General features: G+C 40.4%; 12 protein-coding genes and 1 other RNA gene. 12 read left to right on the top strand and 1 reads right to left on the bottom strand.

Features of this window, described 5'->3' with window-relative positions; genetic code table 11:
- The 11 genes from pheT (at position 1) to AC1EK3_RS02115 (ending at position 15339) form a co-directional block, all read left to right on the top strand.
- Positions 1-2622, top strand: a complete 2622-nt coding sequence (gene pheT / locus AC1EK3_RS02165; RefSeq protein WP_480033402.1) for a phenylalanine--tRNA ligase subunit beta — start codon at positions 1-3, stop codon at positions 2620-2622.
- A 256-nt stretch (positions 2623-2878) separates the two neighbouring features.
- Entirely contained in the window at positions 2879-3418 is a 540-nt protein-coding gene (locus tag AC1EK3_RS02160) for an arginine repressor (RefSeq protein ID WP_117008871.1), read from the top strand.
- Between the two features lie 290 nt (positions 3419-3708).
- On the top strand, positions 3709-4923 hold the full coding sequence (locus AC1EK3_RS02155) for an argininosuccinate synthase (protein WP_076002803.1): 1215 nt from the start codon (positions 3709-3711) through the stop codon (positions 4921-4923).
- A gap of 37 nt (positions 4924-4960) precedes the next feature.
- A complete protein-coding gene (argH, locus tag AC1EK3_RS02150) occupies positions 4961-6478 on the top strand; it encodes an argininosuccinate lyase (protein ID WP_480033403.1) in 1518 nt (505 codons plus the stop codon).
- A gap of 165 nt (positions 6479-6643) precedes the next feature.
- On the top strand, positions 6644-7963 hold the full coding sequence (gene tyrS / locus AC1EK3_RS02145; protein WP_480033404.1) for a tyrosine--tRNA ligase: 1320 nt from the start codon (positions 6644-6646) through the stop codon (positions 7961-7963).
- A 154-nt stretch (positions 7964-8117) separates the two neighbouring features.
- Positions 8118-9767: a tetratricopeptide repeat protein gene (locus AC1EK3_RS02140; protein WP_480033405.1), complete on the top strand. Its 1650-nt coding sequence runs from the start codon at positions 8118-8120 to the stop codon at positions 9765-9767.
- Between the two features lie 145 nt (positions 9768-9912).
- Positions 9913-11013 carry an HAD-IIA family hydrolase gene (locus AC1EK3_RS02135; RefSeq protein ID WP_480033406.1) on the top strand — a complete coding sequence of 367 codons (1101 nt, stop codon included), beginning with the start codon at positions 9913-9915 and terminating at the stop codon, positions 11011-11013.
- Positions 11010-11813, top strand: coding sequence for a TlyA family RNA methyltransferase (locus tag AC1EK3_RS02130; RefSeq protein ID WP_421788862.1), 804 nt, complete (start codon positions 11010-11012; stop codon positions 11811-11813). Before AC1EK3_RS02135 ends, AC1EK3_RS02130 begins: the two co-directional genes overlap by 4 nt.
- A 90-nt stretch (positions 11814-11903) precedes the next feature.
- Positions 11904-12827: an NAD kinase gene (locus AC1EK3_RS02125; RefSeq protein WP_480033407.1), complete on the top strand. Its 924-nt coding sequence runs from the start codon at positions 11904-11906 to the stop codon at positions 12825-12827.
- A 54-nt stretch (positions 12828-12881) separates the two neighbouring features.
- A complete protein-coding gene (gene recN, locus AC1EK3_RS02120) occupies positions 12882-14675 on the top strand; it encodes a DNA repair protein RecN (protein WP_480033408.1) in 1794 nt (597 codons plus the stop codon).
- The gene (locus AC1EK3_RS02115; RefSeq protein WP_480033409.1) at positions 14659-15339 is read left to right on the top strand and encodes an HAD family hydrolase; all 681 of its coding nucleotides are present in this window, start codon (positions 14659-14661) and stop codon (positions 15337-15339) included. Before recN ends, AC1EK3_RS02115 begins: the two co-directional genes overlap by 17 nt.
- Positions 15340-15359: 20 nt before the next feature.
- Here the strand turns inward: AC1EK3_RS02115 and rnpB are convergent.
- Positions 15360-15733: RNase P RNA component class A (rnpB, locus tag AC1EK3_RS02110), an RNA gene on the bottom strand.
- Positions 15734-15944: 211 nt separating this feature from the next.
- Between rnpB and hpf the strand changes: the two genes are divergently transcribed.
- Positions 15945-16616 carry a ribosome hibernation-promoting factor, HPF/YfiA family gene (hpf, locus tag AC1EK3_RS02105; RefSeq protein WP_480033410.1) on the top strand — a complete coding sequence of 224 codons (672 nt, stop codon included), beginning with the start codon at positions 15945-15947 and terminating at the stop codon, positions 16614-16616.
- Positions 16617-16800: the final 184 nt, after the last annotated feature.

Below are 16800 nucleotides of genomic sequence, written 5' to 3'. Positions count from 1 at the left end.
ATGCCAATGGTAGATATTGACTGGCTTAAAGATCATGTTGAAGTGCCAGAAGGTTTAACATACGAACAGCTTGCTAAAGATTTAGTTCGTGTTGGTTTAGAGGAAGAAGAGATTCACACTTCTCAAGTTACCGGTCCAATTGTTGTCGGTTACGTAGTTGATGCAACTCCTGAACCGCAGAAAAATGGCAAAACTATTAATTGGTGCCATGTTGATGTCGGAGATAAATACAACGATGTTGACGAAAACGGTAAAAAAGTTCCTCGTGGCATTATTTGTGGCGCTCCTAATATGGCTGCTGGTGAAAAGGTAGTTGTTACTCTTCCTGGTGCTGTTCTGCCTGGAGATTTTAAGATTGAGCCTCGCAAAACTTACGGCCACATTTCTAACGGAATGTGCGCATCTGAGCGTGAGCTTGGTTTAGGAGATAGTCACGACGGCATTATTTTGCTTCGCGAATATGGATTCTCTAAAGCAGAATACGAGGCATTAAAGCCTGGCGATGATGCTATGGAATTACTTCATCTTAATAAGCCGATTTTGGAGATTAACATAACGCCTGATCGTGGTTATGCTTTCTCTTATCGTGGTGTTGCTCGCGAATATCATCATTCAACTGGTGCTGTTTATACGGATCCTGTTTCAAAGTTGAATGAACAGGTATCGCAAATTAATGATGAAGGTCACAAGACTTCAGATATTGACGTGAGCATTGAAGATACTAATCCAATTCATGGTATACCTGGTTGTGATCGATATTATGCGCGTGCTGTACATGATTTTGATTCCACTTGTGCAAGCCCACGTTGGATGCAGCGTCGTTTAACGCGTGCAGGTATGCGCAGTATCTCTCTTGCTGTTGATATCACTAATTATGTCATGCTAGATTTGGGTCAACCTCTTCACGCTTATGATTTAGACAAAATTGAAGGTCCAATTGTAGTTCGTCGTGCACATGATGGCGAACATCTTACGACTTTGGATGGCAAAGATCATGAATTGCATGTTGAGGATTTAGTTATTTGCGATTCTCCTCGTGGAAACCATGGTTCACGCGTGCTTGGCTTAGCAGGTGTTATGGGAGGCATGTACGGCGAAGTTACGAGTGAAACGAAAAATATTTTGATTGAGGCAGCTCACTTTGATCCCGTTTCAATTGCTCGCACTGCTAGACGACATAAGATTCCTTCTGAGGCTTCTCGTCGTTTTGAGCGTGGCGTTGATACTCAATTGCAGCCAGCAGCTGCACAAATGGCTGCAAATCTTTTGGAACAGTTTGGTGGAGCTAAGCCATCTACATCGCCGTGTGATGTTAATAATACTCAGTCGCGAAATGTGATTGTGTTTAAAGCTAATGAAGTGCAGCGAGTTGCTGGTTTGGATGTTGATTTGAATCGCATTAGCGATATTCTTACCGATATTGGTTGCTCTGTTGCTGGTGGCGGTAACGGTTCATTCTCTGTTTTGCCTCCAACTTGGCGTCCTGATTTGAACGAGCCTTGCGATTTAGTAGAAGAAATTGCTCGACTTATTGGATACGATGAGATTCCTGTTAAGGTTCCTGCTGTTCCTGTTACTGGTCGAACTGGTTTAACTTCGCAACAACAAACTAGACGCGCTATTGCTTATGAGTTAGCAGAAACTGGTTTTGTTGAATCTTTAAGCTATCCATTTGTTGGTGAGGAAGATATTAAGGCTTTCCGTCAAAATGTGGACGAAGTTGCTGAAGTAAGTGTTCGTATTGCTAATCCTTTAGCTGGAGACAGACCTTGGCTTCGTCGTTCTGTTTTGATGACTTTAGCTGGCACTGTTCGACGCAATCTTCATCGTGGTTTAACAGATATTTCCATGTATGAGCTTGGTCATGTGTACTTTAGTGATCCAAATGCTCCTGCAATTCCTGCATTACCTGGTTCTGTTAGACCTTCTAATGCCGAACTTGCTGCTCTGGATGCTGGATTACCGGAACAACCTTTGCATGTTGCTGCTTTGCTGACTGGTCATGCTGAAGAAACTGGTTGGCTTGGTACTCATAGAGATGTTGATTGGAGCGATGCTGTTGAAGCACTCCAGCGAGTTGGTAAGAGAATTGGTGTTAAGTTCATTCTCGAACAGTTTAAAGCTCAAGATGCTCCATCTTCTTGGCATCCTGGTCGTAGTGCTCAAGTTTGTGTTCTTGCTGAAGATGGTTCAAGCGTCAATCTTGGTGTTGTTGGCGAATTGCATCCGCATGTTTGTGAAGCATTAGATTTGCCTAAGCATTCTGCAGCATTCGAGCTTGATTTAACTGAATTATTTAAGAATATGCTTATGAAACCTGTTCAAGCTAAACCAATTTCAACTTTCCCTCCTGTAAAGCAAGATTTTGCTTTCACTGCACCAATTGAGTTGAAGGCGAATGAATTGCAGTCTGCTATTGAAAAGTCTGCTGGAGATTTGCTTGAATCTGTTGAGTTGTTCGATGTATATGAGGGTGAGCAGCTTGGAGAAGGCTTGCGTTCTCTTGCTTATTCTGTAACGTTCCGAGCAAATGATAGAACGCTTTCTGGCGAAGAGATGGAAGAAGTTCGTAAGAAGATTACGGATGCTGCTGAAGTCTTGCACGCAACTTTGCGAGTGTAATATATAACATATTTTAATTAATGCGATTGTGCATACATTCCAATAATAGTATGCATAATCGCATTTATTGTATTGTTGACTCTTTTTCTTTTTATGTAAAGTAATATCTATTTTTTAAATAAAATATAGCGTTTTCATGCATAATAGATATGTGTGACGAAGAACACATAAGTAATTTTTTATGCATGTAGATATGTATACACGTATTCGTATATATTTAATTGAGAATATGTTTATGAAAGGTTTTGATAAAACTATGATGAATCCAGAAACGGATGCAGAATCAAATAACGAAGTGTCAATAAAACAGCAACGTCCTGTAACAAAAGCAGCGCGTTTAAACGCTATTGAACAAGCGTTACTGGCAGAAGTAATTACTTCTCAATCTCAACTCGCTAAAGTGTTGGCACGTCATGGTTTTAATGTTACTCAAGCTACTTTGAGCCGAGATTTAGATGAGTTAAATGCCGTTAAAATTCGATTGACGGATGGCAGGATTGCGTATGTGCTTGGCGATGGTACTGGCAATCGTCATGCTATGGATACTGTGCGAATTGATCAGCAAGTTGCTCGTACTTTAACAGGTCTTGTCACTGAAGTTGGGCATGCAAATAATATTGTTGTTATTCACACTCCGTCAGGCGCTGCACAATACGTTGCAAGTGTTATAGATCGTCAGCCTTTGAAAGGTATTTTAGGATCAGTTGCTGGAGATGATACAGTTATTATGGTTTGCGTTTCAAATGAAGAAGCTGAAAATCGAGCAAATTGGATGCTTTCAGTAGCTTCTCGTTAAATAATCTATTAAGAAGTATTGTGTTTATTTCAATAAGAGTTGTATTCAAAAGAGTTGTATTAGAAAAATAATTTTGCATTAAAGAAAAGATTCATACGCGTGCAGTGCATTGTTGAGCTGCACGCGTCTTTATATGCATAACTATAATCGATATATTTTTTGTATTTTGTAATAATTCTCCGAAGATTATAAAAATATAATAATTTTTTGGTGCGTCTGTTGATTTTATTTTAGATGTATAATATGCTCTTTATTGTTTATTTATTCAATACATGACCTGGGAGGTCACAATGACTAATAAAAAACGTATTGTCTTGGCGTATTCAGGTGGCCTCGATACTTCTGTAGCAATTCCATACCTTAAAGAGCAAACAGGTCAAGACGTTGTAGCTGTGTCACTAAACGTTGGCCAAGGCGGTGAAGCACTTGAAGTAATTAAAAATCGTGCTTTGGCTTGTGGTGCAGTTGAGGCATATGTTGTCGATGCTCGCGAAGAATTCGCAGATAATTATTGCATGCTTGCATTAAAAGCTAACGCAATGTATGAAGACGTGTATCCATTGGTTTCCGCTCTTTCCAGGCCTTTGATTACTCGCCACTTAGTGAATGCAGCTCATCAATTTGATGCAGACACAATTGCGCATGGTTGCACAGGTAAAGGAAACGATCAAGTTCGTTTTGAAGTTGCAATCCAATCTTTGGATCCAGAATTAAAAGCTATTAGCCCAATTCGAGATTTGTCACTTACTCGTGATGTTGAAATAGAGTTCGCTAACGAGCACAAGCTTCCAATTGAACAGAGCAAGAAAAGCCCATATTCGATCGACCAAAATGTTTGGGGCCGTGCAATTGAAACCGGTTTCTTAGAAGATCCATGGAATGCTCCGACTGAAGAGTGCTATTCTTATACGCAAAATCCTCTTGAATCTCAAGAACCGGATGAAGTTACAATTACTTTTGAAAAAGGTGTTCCAGTTGCAATTGACGGTCATAGCGTAACGCCTTTACAAGCAATTGAAGAAATGAATGCAAGAGCTGGAGCGCAAGGAATTGGACGAATCGATATTATTGAAGATCGTCTTGTAGGAATTAAATCTCGTGAATTGTACGAAGTTCCAGGTGCTCAAGCTTTAATTGTTGCACACCAAGAGCTTGAAAATTGCTGCCTGGAGCGTGAGCAGCACAGGTTAAAGCGTGCTCTTGATAAAAAGTGGGCTGAATTTGTCTATGACGGTCAGTGGTTCTCTCCAGTTGTACGTTCTCTTAACGCATTTATTAATGAAACTCAAGAGCATGTTTCTGGAGAAATTCGAATGACTATGTATGCCGGCAAAGCTGTAGTTACTGGACGCCGTTCTGAGGAATCATTATATGATTTTAATTTAGCAACATATGATTCTTCAGATACATTTGATCAGCGTGCTTCCAATGGATTCATTGAAATCTACGGATTGTCTAGCAAGGTTGCAGCAGCAAGAGATATGCGCGTTGCAAACAACAACTAATACGATATATATAAAAAAGATATAAAGGTAATAAACTATGCACGATGCAACAAAAGCAGCAGCCGCAGAACTAGAAAATAATGAAACTAATAATACTAATCACCCTATTGCATTGTGGGGTGGACGATTTAGTTCAGGTCCTTCAGCAGAGTTAGCGAAACTAAGCAAGTCCACACAATTTGATTGGCGATTAGCGGATGATGATATTGCTGGTTCTAGAGCTCATGCGCATGCGTTGCATCGTGCAGGTCTTCTTAACGAAAAAGAGTATGCTGATTTATCTTGTGCATTAGATGAATTGCAAAAGCGTGTAGATGACGGAACTTTTGCACCTATTGAGGAAGATGAGGATGAAGCTACAGCATTAGAGCGCGGTTTACTTGAAATTGCTGGAAATGAGCTTGGTGGAAAGCTTCGTGCAGGTCGATCTAGGAACGATCAAATTGCAGCTTTAATACGTATGTTTTTGCGTAGGCATGCGCGCATTATTGCATCATTATTGTTGTCAGTTTGCCAAGCGTTGATGAATCAATCAAAAAATGCAAAAGATGCAGTGATGCCGGGTCGCACTCACATGCAACACGCTCAACCAATTTTGCTTGCGCATCAGTTAATGGCACATGTTTGGCCGCTTTTACGAGATGTAAATCGCTTCATAGATTGGGATTTGCGTGCAGATGAAAGCCCTTATGGAGCAGGAGCTTTGGCAGGCAATACTCTTGGTCTTAATCCAGAACAAGTAGCTAAAGAGCTTGGTTTTTCAAAAGTTTGTGCTAATTCTATAGACGCAACTGCAAGTAGAGACTTAGTTGCAGAATTTTCATTCATTGCAGCAATGGTTGGCGTTGATATATCACGATTAAGTGAAGAAATTATTATTTGGAATACTCAAGAATTTGCATTTGTTCGTTTAGATGATGCTTATTCAACTGGCTCATCGATTATGCCTCAAAAAAAGAATCCAGATATTGCGGAACTTGCTCGCGGTAAAGCTGGTAGATTAATAGGCGATTTAACTGGTTTAATGGCAACTCTTAAAGGTCTTCCTACTGCTTATGCTCGCGATTTGCAGGAAGATAAAGAAGCTGTTTTTGATCAAATTGACACTTTAGAAGTGCTGCTTCCAGCTTTTGCTGGAATGGTAGAAACTATGAAATTTGATCTAAATAGACTTTATGAACAGTCTTCTACTGGTTTCGCTCTTGCTACAGATATTGCAGAATGGCTTGTAAAAAAGGGTGTTCCATTCCGTAATGCTCATACTTTGTCTGGTTTGTGTGTAAAGCGAGCTGAGGAAATTGGGGGAGATCTTGCTGATTTAAGCGATGATGATTTTTCAAATATTCTAAGCGGTTTTGTTGATAGCGCAGAAATTGCGAATATTAGAACAATATTGACTAGTGCTGGATCTGTGTCTGCTAGATGCGGTCGTGGCGGTACAGCCTTCGTGCGAGTTAAAGAGCAAATTTTAGAGGCTGAAAACGCAATGGATAATTATTATAAATTTGCAAATTCGAAAAGCGATGGTTCTGCTTATACTTCGCCTATAAAATAATTTTAAAATTAGATTATTAGCTGTCACGTTATAGTGCCAAGTATCGTACTTTATGATATTTGGCACTTTTTATTATGCGTGTCGTCATGTGCTGCAAAAATTGAAAGGCTTGTGGACGCGCAAAGCGCCCGATATTTATCGGTATTCTGTATTAAGGAGATACGAATGGCTCAGGTCAGGAACTACAAGGAAGCAGGTTTTGCTTCTTTGTTTGAAGAGCTTAAGTGGCGTGGATTAATTTCACAATCTACTGATGAGCAGCAACTTGCTCAAGCGCTTGACGGAGAACCATTAACGTATTATTGCGGTTACGATCCTACTGCTGCTTCATTGCATATTGGTAATCTTGTGCAGCTTATTAATATGCGCCACTTGCAGGCTGCAGGTCATCATCCTATTGCTTTAGTTGGTGGTGCTACTGGTTTGATTGGTGACCCTCGTCAAAGCGGAGAACGCACTCTTAATTCTAAGGATATTGTGGCTGGTTGGGCTGAACGTTTGCGTAAGCAGATTGGCAGAATTTTGCCTCTTGATGGTGAAAATCCTGTTCGTTTTGTCAGCAATTACGACTGGGTCTCTAAGATGTCTGCTATCGACTTTTTGCGCGATGTTGGTAAGAACTTCCGAGTTGGCACAATGCTTTCCAAGGATATTGTGGCTCGTCGCTTAAATTCCGATGAAGGTATTTCTTTTGCTGAGTTTAGTTATCAAGTTTTGCAAGGCAACGACTTCTTGTACTTGTTTGATAATTACAACGTAACTTTGCAACTTGGTGGTTCGGATCAGTGGGGTAATCTCACTTCCGGCATGGATTTGATTCGTAAGGTTCGTGGCGCATCCGTAAACGTGTTTACTAGCCCGATTATTACAGATAATCAAGGTCGTAAGTTTGGTAAGTCAGAAGGTAACGCCATGTGGCTTGATCCTTCTATGCTTAGCCCTTATCGCTTCTACCAGTTCTGGTTCAATCAGCCTGATGATGAAGTTGTTAAGTTGCTTAAAGTGTTCACTTTCTTACCAAAAGATGAAATTGAGCGTTTAGCTCAGCAAATTCAGGATGATCCTGGAAGTCGTGAAGCTCAGCGCGTGCTTGCGTGGGAAGTTACAAGTTTCGTTCACGGTGAAGATTTAACGAACCAGGCTATTGAAGCTTCTTCCGCTTTGTTTGGACGTGGTGATCTTTGCAATATTGATGAGCAGACTCTTGAAGCTGCTTTAGATGGCGTTAAGGTTAAGGCTGAAGACGGTAGTTTAGATTTCGCTAAGGCTAAAGTTGCAGATCGTGTTGTTGAGGCTGCAGTTGCCGCAGGTCTGTTCCGCACTGTTTCCGAAGCTCGTCGCGCTATTGAAGCAGGCGGTTTGTATCTAAATAATGAACGTGTAAGTGGTGTCGACGATGTGTTAAGTGAGGGCTCTTTCTTGCACGGTCGTTTCGCTTTGCTTCGCCGCGGCAAGAAAGCTATCGGTGTCGTAGAGCGCGCTTAATAAATGTTTGTGATTTATTAAAAAATACATCTGTTGTAAGCTTGCTGCTTGATGTATGCTATAGCTTGCTTACAGCAGATGTTTAGTTGTTTTATGAATATAATTAAAATGTGATTTTGTAATAAAATTGCACATAGATGAGAGGTATGCCAGAATGGGCGAAGAACGCGGACACTCGCGGAGTGGTAAGAAATCTTTTGGTGAACGTGGCGGATTTGGTCATCGCAATGGTGGTAAAAGTAGCGAGCGTCGCGGCGGTTTCCATAAAGATGGTTTCCATAAAGGCGGTTTTAAGAAGGGTGGCTTCCGCCGTAATGATGATGACCGTGAAGAGAGCTTCCACTCTGGCGTAAAGCGTGATGGTGATCGTCGTTTTAACCGTCATGACGATCGTAAAGATGACCGTCGCGGTGGTTTTAAGAAGAATGGTTTTAAGAAGGACGGATTCCGCTCAGAGAATCGCGATAATGATCGTCGCTTTGATCGTAACCGTCATTTTGATCGTGTAGATGATCGTCGTGATGACCGTCGTTCTAGAGATTTTGAACATTCTGGTGAAGAAGGTGGCAACCCACGCTACAAGAAGTTTGATGGTGAGCATCGTTTTAACCATCGTGACGATCGCAGGGATAATCGTCGTGAGAACCATCGCAATGGCGATTTCCATAAAGATTTCCATAAAGGCTTTAAGGGTGGCTTCCGTAATGACCGCAGAGACGATCGTCGCGATGAGCGCAGAGATAATGAGCGTCGTTTTGATCGTCGTGATAATCGCAGAGATGACCGCAGAGGCGATCGTCTCACAAATTCGCGTAGTAACTTCCGTTTTGAAGATGGTCCACGCCGCAATTCTGACGGAACTGTTTCTTATCCATCTCAAAATCCTTATACAGCACGTCGCCCTGGTGAGCCTAAGATGCCAAAAGGTTTGGAATGGGCAATGCTTTCTAAAGAAGATCGCGAGCGTTTGCGCGGTCTTTCAAAGGAGCATGCTGAAAATATTGGTCTTCATATTCTTGCTGCCTATACTTTGCAAGAAGAAAATCCTGAACTTGCATTAGAACATGCAAAGTGGGCTGCTAAGCAAGCATCTCGTATTGATTTTGCTCGCGAAACTTTAGCTTTTGTGGCCTATCGTCAGGGCGATTACAAGCTTGCTTCTAAGGAATTCCGCACTGCAATGCGAATGAATGGTTATCTCGATTATTTGCCATTTATTGCCGATTGCGAGCGCGGTATGGGAAATCTAGATAAGGCTTTAGAAATTTGCATGTCAGATGAAGCAAAAACCTTAAGAGGAGAAGTAAAAGCCGAAATGTTCCTCGTTTATGCAGGTGTTTTGGCTGATACTGGTCATGCTGATAAGGCTATTGAATTGGTTCATGCAATGGGTCGTTCAAAGGGCCTTCCTGGGGAGTATCGTATGCGTGCAGTTCAAGCAGAACAATACTTCTTGGAAGAAGCCGGTCGTAGTGACGAAGCAATTGAATTAGAGTCTTTGCTTGATAAGCTTGAGCAACAGTATGCTGATGTTGATGACGAAGATATAAATCCTGATGATATTGTTATCGACTATGATTTAGAGCATTTGAATGATGACATGATGGATGAAATTGGCATGAGTGAAGATGATGCTCAATTTGCTCCTGATGAAGAATCTGATGAAGAATCTGAAGTAACTGAAGATTCTAAAGATTTAGAAGACTCAGAAGATTCAGAAGACTCAGAAGAAACAAGTAACTCTGAGAATGCGGATAATACGGATACTATCGAGATGAGTGCTGTTCACTCTGACGAAGAGTAGTTCGTAACATTTGAATATTTGCGCCCGGCTGCTTTTAAGTAAGCCGGGCACTTGCTGCTTTAAGAGTTGATATTTATAAAATAGGCTTAATAAAATTTGAATCTAAATTAAGTGCAGTGTTTAGCAAACTTAAATGAGGTATAGTATGCAAGTTGAAACGAAAAAGAATTTTTCTTCATGTAATCGTCCGTTAAGCGATGCATTTCGTCTAGCACTGCTTGATTTAGATGGTGTTGTATATCGTGGTGGAAATGCTGTTGAATATGCGGCTGAAGCAATTTCTAACGCGCAAAATCACGGTATGTTCATTGAATATACAACTAATAATTCTTCACGTTTCCAATCTGTTGTTGCAAAACAACTGGAAAGTTTTGGCTTAAAAGTAGAACCATGGCAGATTATAACGTCTTCTGTTGTTGCAGCAAGAATGGTAGCTCGCAATGTTGAGAAAGGATCTAAAGTTCTTGTTCTCGGCGCTGAACATTTGCGTCAAGAAGTGCAACGCGTAGGATTAGAGCTTGTAGATTCGTGCGAAGATAATCCTAAAGCTGTTATTCAAGGCTGGTATCCTCAAATGACTTGGCAAGAAATGGCGGAAGTTTCTTTCGCTGTTGAGCATGGTGCAAAATATTTCGTTACTAACCGCGACTTAACTATTCCAAGAGAGCATGGTATTGCTCCTGGATGCGGTTCCATGATTCAAGCTGTTATTAATGCTACGGGTGTAGAGCCTATTTCGTCTGCTGGAAAACCAGAATCTGCAATGTATGATGAAGCAAGGTTTTTGGTTGCTGCTAATGCTAAGCATGATGATTCTGAATGTGAAGAATACACTGAAAAAGACGAGTATGGCAATCCTGTAATTAGTATTGAGCATTCATTAGCAGTTGGAGATCGTTTAGATACTGATATTGAGGCTGGAACAAGAGGAGGCTATGCTTCTCTGCTTGTTCTTACTGGAGTTACAGATCCTCGCATGCTTATGCTTGCGCCAAAACATTTGCGTCCAAGTTTTGTTTCTAAAGACTTGCGAGGATTAAACGAATCTCATAATGCTCCTGAACGCGTTAACGGTACTACTTTTACTTGTGAAGATGCTATAGCAAGAGTTGTGAATAATAATATTATTGAAGTTAATAACACCAACGATTGCAATGCTTTGAGAGCTGCTTGTGCGCTGGCATGGAGCTTGCAAGATTGCGGTGAAAATATGGAAAATTACACTCTTCCGGAGTTTTCCTTATGACTGTAAATGAGGATTTAAGTAAACTTTCAAATAGCAATATTTCACAACGTTTAGATTGCGCTTTGGTTAAACGTGGTTTAGCAGAAAGTAGGACAACTGCTCAGCGTTTAATTCGTGCTGGCGTAGTGAATGTTGACAATCAAAATATTACAAAATCCTCATTTTTAGTAAACGATTCACATGCAATAACAATCGATGAATCAAAAAATACGCAATCTTGTATTAGATACGTTTCTCGCGGAGCGCTTAAGTTAGAAGGTGCTTTCGAAGCGTTTTCTAAAAATGGTTTAACTACTTCCAAATCAACTAAAGCTCTAGATATAGGTGCATCAACGGGCGGTTTTTGCGACGTTCTTTTGCAAAGAGGAGTTAATTCTGTAATAGCTTTAGATGTTGGTCATGGTCAATTGCATCCAAAAATAGCTAACAATTCACATGTAATTGAAATGAGCGGTGTAAATATTCGAGATGTGTACGAAGAGAACTTGCCATATAAGCCAAATCTTATAGTTTCGGACGTTTCTTTTATTTCTCTAACGCTTGTTATTCCAGTAATTTCTAGAATAGCTCAATTGCATGCAGATATTGTGCTTTTAGTTAAGCCGCAATTTGAAGTAGGAAAAGGAAATCTTGGAAAAGGTGGAATAGTAACTGACGAAACTTTAAGAATTAAAGCTTTAGAAACAATAAAAAGTTGTGCAAATCAAAACGGCCTAAAGGTTATCTCCTCTTGCGAATCTCCTATTGAAGGAACACATGGCAATACGGAGTATCTTCTTTATGCGCGTTACGAGAAATAAGTTAATCATTGAATGTTTAGCATTTTTCAATATGTATCCTAACAATTACAATAGTAGTAGTTGTGTTTAAACAGTACGAAGGGGCTGTATATGCAGGAACATTTCGATACTAATTCCGCTTCGGCGGCTCGTCGTGCTCTTGTAGTTACTCACGCTAGGATCGATGTTCACAGTGATGTGGTAAATCAAGTCAAGACTCAACTTATTAAAGCTGGATTCGTTGTTGACGTATTCAACAGTGCTTCTGTGTCTGATTTTGCTAAAAAAACTACTCGTATAGTTGACGAAAATACGGAAATAGTTGTGGTGCTTGGGGGAGATGGCACCATGCTTCAGGCTGCTGAGTTAGTGCATTGTACTACTGTTCCAATTATCGGCATAAATCTTGGTCATGTTGGTTTTTTGGCAGAATTTGAAAGTTTTCAAATTAATGATGCTATTCGTAGGATTGCAAACAAGGATTACACTATTGACAGGAGAATGGAAGCTCATGTAGATGTGTGGCTTCCTGGCGAAAGCGAGCCTTTAAGTGATTGGGCATTGAACGATATAACTCTTGATCGTGAAGACAGAGGTCGAATGGTAGAACTTTCAATACGAGTAGACGATGTTGAAATGTCATCTTTTGGTTGCGATGGTGTAATAGTTTCAACTCCTACTGGTTCTACAGCTTACGCATTTTCAGCAGGTGGATCAATTATGTGGCCAAATGTAGAAGCATTGCAATTAGTGCCATTAGCTGCTCATGCTCTTTTTGCGCGTCCTCTAATTATTGGTGCCGGTTCTACTTTTACTATTGACATTCTTAATGAATCGTCTTCTGGCGGTTGGATTTGTTGCGACGGTAGAAGACAGCGTGCGCTACCTCAAGGATCAAGGATTCAAGTTCGTCAATCAAAAGATGAGCTATTATTAGCTAGACTTTCTGGCGCTCCTTTTACGAAGCGTTTAGTTACAAAATTTGATTTGCCAATAGTTGGATGGCGTGAGCACAATAGTAATTCTTTAAAATGAATTATTTAAGTAGAAAATAATATTAAATATAGCATTTATAAAACGAGGTACAGCGTGCTTGAAGAGTTAGAAATACGTAATCTTGGGCCAATTTCACATGCGCTTATTACTCCTTCGTCTCACATGACAGCTATTACGGGCGAAACAGGTGCTGGAAAGTCAATGCTTTTAAGTGCTATCAAGCTTATTTCTGGATCGAAAGCAGAAGTTGCAAGGATTTCTCCAAATGCTAAAGAAGCATGGGTTCAAGGCATATTTAGTATTCCTAAAACAAGTGAATTAGTAGATGCTGTTGGCAAATCCGGTATTGAATTAGAGCCTTCAGAAAATGACGAAAATAAATCAGATATGTATGTTTCTAGAACAGTACCACAAGAAGGTCGTTCAAGAGCAACAATTTCTGGTTTCGCAGTACCAAAAACAGTTCTTGAACAAGTATGCTCTCGATTGATAGTGATTCATGGACAAAGTGACCAATTACGCATAGCAACAAATTCAAAACAGCGCGAATTGCTTGATACTGTATCTAAAAATAGTGAATTACTTAAGCAATACACATGTGCGTATCAAGCGTGGAAAGATGCTAAAGAAACATGTAATCGACTAGAAAATCAAGCGTCTTCTTCACGCCAACGTGCAGATTACCTTAGAGAATCATTAGCGCGAATACGAGATGTGAATCCTCTCCCTAATGAAGATAAGGAATTGCGCGCAAAAAGAGAAAGAATTGAGAATTCTGCTCAAATTGTCAAAGCAGTGAGCATTGCGCTCGCATCCCTTGATTCCAGTCAAATAGATTATGGTGCTTCAGAATCATCTGAAGATGCTTGTTTTCTTGTAGATAAAGCTTCTCAAGCATTACGAAATATTCGTGTAGATGATTCTTTCAATTCTATTGCAAATCAACTTGACGATATTCATGCTCAACTTGACGATATTGTAATGCAGCTTGCTCAACAGTTGGATATCGATGTAAGTGAAAAAGATTTAGATGATTTAAATTCTCGTATTCATGATCTTACTGATTTAACTCGTAGGTGGGGGCCAACATTAGATGATGTACTTGATTGGTCCGAAAAAGCTCAGTTTGAACTTGAAGATTTAGATGATTCTCCTGAAGCTATTGCCAAAGCGCGTGCTAAATGTGCTCAACGATATGATGATGCTCTTAAACTTGCTGAAGAGTTATATAAAACTCGTTTAAATGCAGCTCATGATTTTGGTACTTTAGTTAGTGAAGAATTAAACTCTTTGGCTATGCCAGGTGCTCAATTAATTATCAGTGTAAATAAGCGTTGCGAAGATTTATCTGGTTCTATTTCGCTTGATGCTAACGGATGTGATGATGTAGAGTTTTTGTTCCGACCATTTCCTGCTTCTTCAGATTTGCCTATGAGCAAAAGTGCTTCTGGCGGTGAATTAAGTAGGCTTATGCTTGCAATTGAGCTTGTTGTTGCGAAGTTGACAGATTGCGACGAAGATAATATGACATTTATTTTCGACGAAGTAGATTCTGGTGTTGGTGGTGTTGCGGCAGTAGAGCTAGGTAAACGTTTGGCTCAACTTTCTAAACATGCTCAAGTTATTGTTGTTACTCATTTAGCTCAGGTTGCTTCTTTTGCAGATGCACAATTTGCAGTACAAAAAAATCTTGTTGAAAATGGCGATAATAGCGAGAATAGCTCTTTTGCTAAAGTTGCAAATACTTCTGTTATTGAGCTTAATGATTTGTTGCGTGAGCAAGAGATTGCTAGGATGCTTGATGGAAGTGAATCAAAAACTTCACTAGAACATGCTCGTGAACTATTGAATGCAAGTAGGAAGATCATTGATGGATTTACAAAATAATTCGTCTATTGTTGCAGCGATTTTTGATTTTGACGGCACATTACTTGATTCTTTAAGCGTTTGGGACGATATTGATCGAGTAAGTTTTGCGAAACGTGGTATGAGCGTTCCCTCAATCTTTGCTAGTACAACTGCAACAATGAATCCTAGACAAATTGCAGAATATGTTATTAAAAATTACGGGTTCACTGATTCTCCTGAAGCTTTGATGAAGGAGTGGTCAGATATGGCTTTTGACGCTTATGCTAATCATCTTCCGCTAAGAAAAGGCGCGTATGAATATGTGCATTATTTGCATTCTAATGGTGTAAAGCTTTTTCTTGTCACAACTCTTTCTAAACGCTTGTGTATTCCAGCTTTAAAAAGAGTTGGTATTTTTGATTGTTTTGATTTTCTTCATTTTGGAGAAGATTTATCTGAAAAAGGTAAGCATAGTCCTAAAACTTATACCGATATTGCTAATCAACTTAAAGCAGATCCAACCGAATGCATAGTTTTTGAAGATTCTGCTACAGCTTTATGTTCAGCTCAGCAAGCTGGTATGCAAACATGCGGGGTAGTTGATAATTCAAACGTAAAAATTGATTTAGATTCGTCGTTTAATAAGTGTTTAGCAGTATTTTCTGATTTTTCTTTCGCTCCAAAAATCAGCGATATAAGTTGAAAATATGCTATTTGGTTGAGTTGATGAGGTTTCACATACCCCGGGTTTTGTCGCATGCACAAGTGCATGCGGATGACCATCCATCTCGATTTGACGTTACCGCCAAACTCTAGCAGTCTACCCGAAGACTTGAGCGAGCAGCTCTAAAGCGTCTTCTGCTTGACCTTGCTCCCAATGAGGCTTGCCATGCGGCTTACTGTTACCAGAAGCCCGGTGGTCTCTTACACCGCCGTTTCACCCTTACCCGAACGAAACGTTCAGGCGGTCTATTCTCTGTTGCGCTATCTCTCAGGTCGCCCTGGGCGGACGTTATCCGCCATTGTGCTCTGTGGAGCCCGGAAGTTCCTCAGCCACTCCGAATGAACATTGTGACCGCGGCCATCGTGAAACCTCAACCTTTCTAATTATAGCAGATAATATTAATATCGTAAAAAATTCATTATTTTATAAAAAATTCCGTAATAAACGTTAATTTTTTTATTTTAATTTAATAAATTGCTAGGTTTGTATGGATTTAGCAGATATAATAGAAGAACCGACGGCATCGTGGCAGTCGGGTTGTACAAATCGAACTTAAGGTTCGAGTCTATATGGGGAGGTTTCGCATGGAAATCGTCATTACTGGTCGTCATACGCAGATTAATCAAAGGTTCCGTGACGTTGTAGAAAGTAAGATGAATCGTGTGACCGCCATTGCGCCTGATGCGCAGCGCGTGCAAATCGTGCTAACTCATGAAGGCAATCCAAGGCAGGCTGACACAGCAAAGCGAGTTGAAATTACTGTTGTTGCAGGAAGCACAGTGATTCGCGCAGAAGCTTCTAGCGCTGATCAATTTAGCGCATTAGATATGGCTCTTGATAAGTTGACGCTTCGTTTGCGTCGTACTCGCGATCGTCGTAAGGATCATCGCCGTGGATATACGGAAATGACTCCTGTAGATATGGGTCCTGTAGAGCCTGAGATTGAGACTACTGTTGAAGAGCCAGAAGAAAATGAGGCTAATAGCGCAGATGCCGCTGTTGCTTCCGATTTAGGTCCTGGTGAATCTGTGGAAGTAAGTGTTGGCGACACTCCTATTGTGATTCGTCGTAAGCTACATATTGCAGAGCCTATGAGCATAGATGAGGCTTTGTATGAGATGGAGCTTATTGGACATGATTTCTTCCTGTTTGTAAACAAAGAAACTATGAGACCATCTGTAGTATATCGCAGACATGGTTGGAGCTATGGCGTGTTTGAAATTGATACACCTGAAAATGTTGCTAAGCAAAAGTAATGGTTAAAAAACACGTCTAAAATGCGCGAATAAGTGCGCGTGCCCGTCTAGCACAATGTTGGGCGGGCATTTTTATGTAATAATCAGACTCGCTAACTTATAAAAATCGTAGCCGTCGCGTAATATAGGCACAGTTTACGTCTATGTTGGCTAGGCCGTCGTCATAGACATGACCTAAGGGAGC

Source organism: Gardnerella sp. C0026F2, assembly GCF_056590715.1.
The sequence above is the reverse complement of the archived record's forward strand: the minus strand, read 5'-3'. Positions and strand labels throughout refer to the sequence as shown.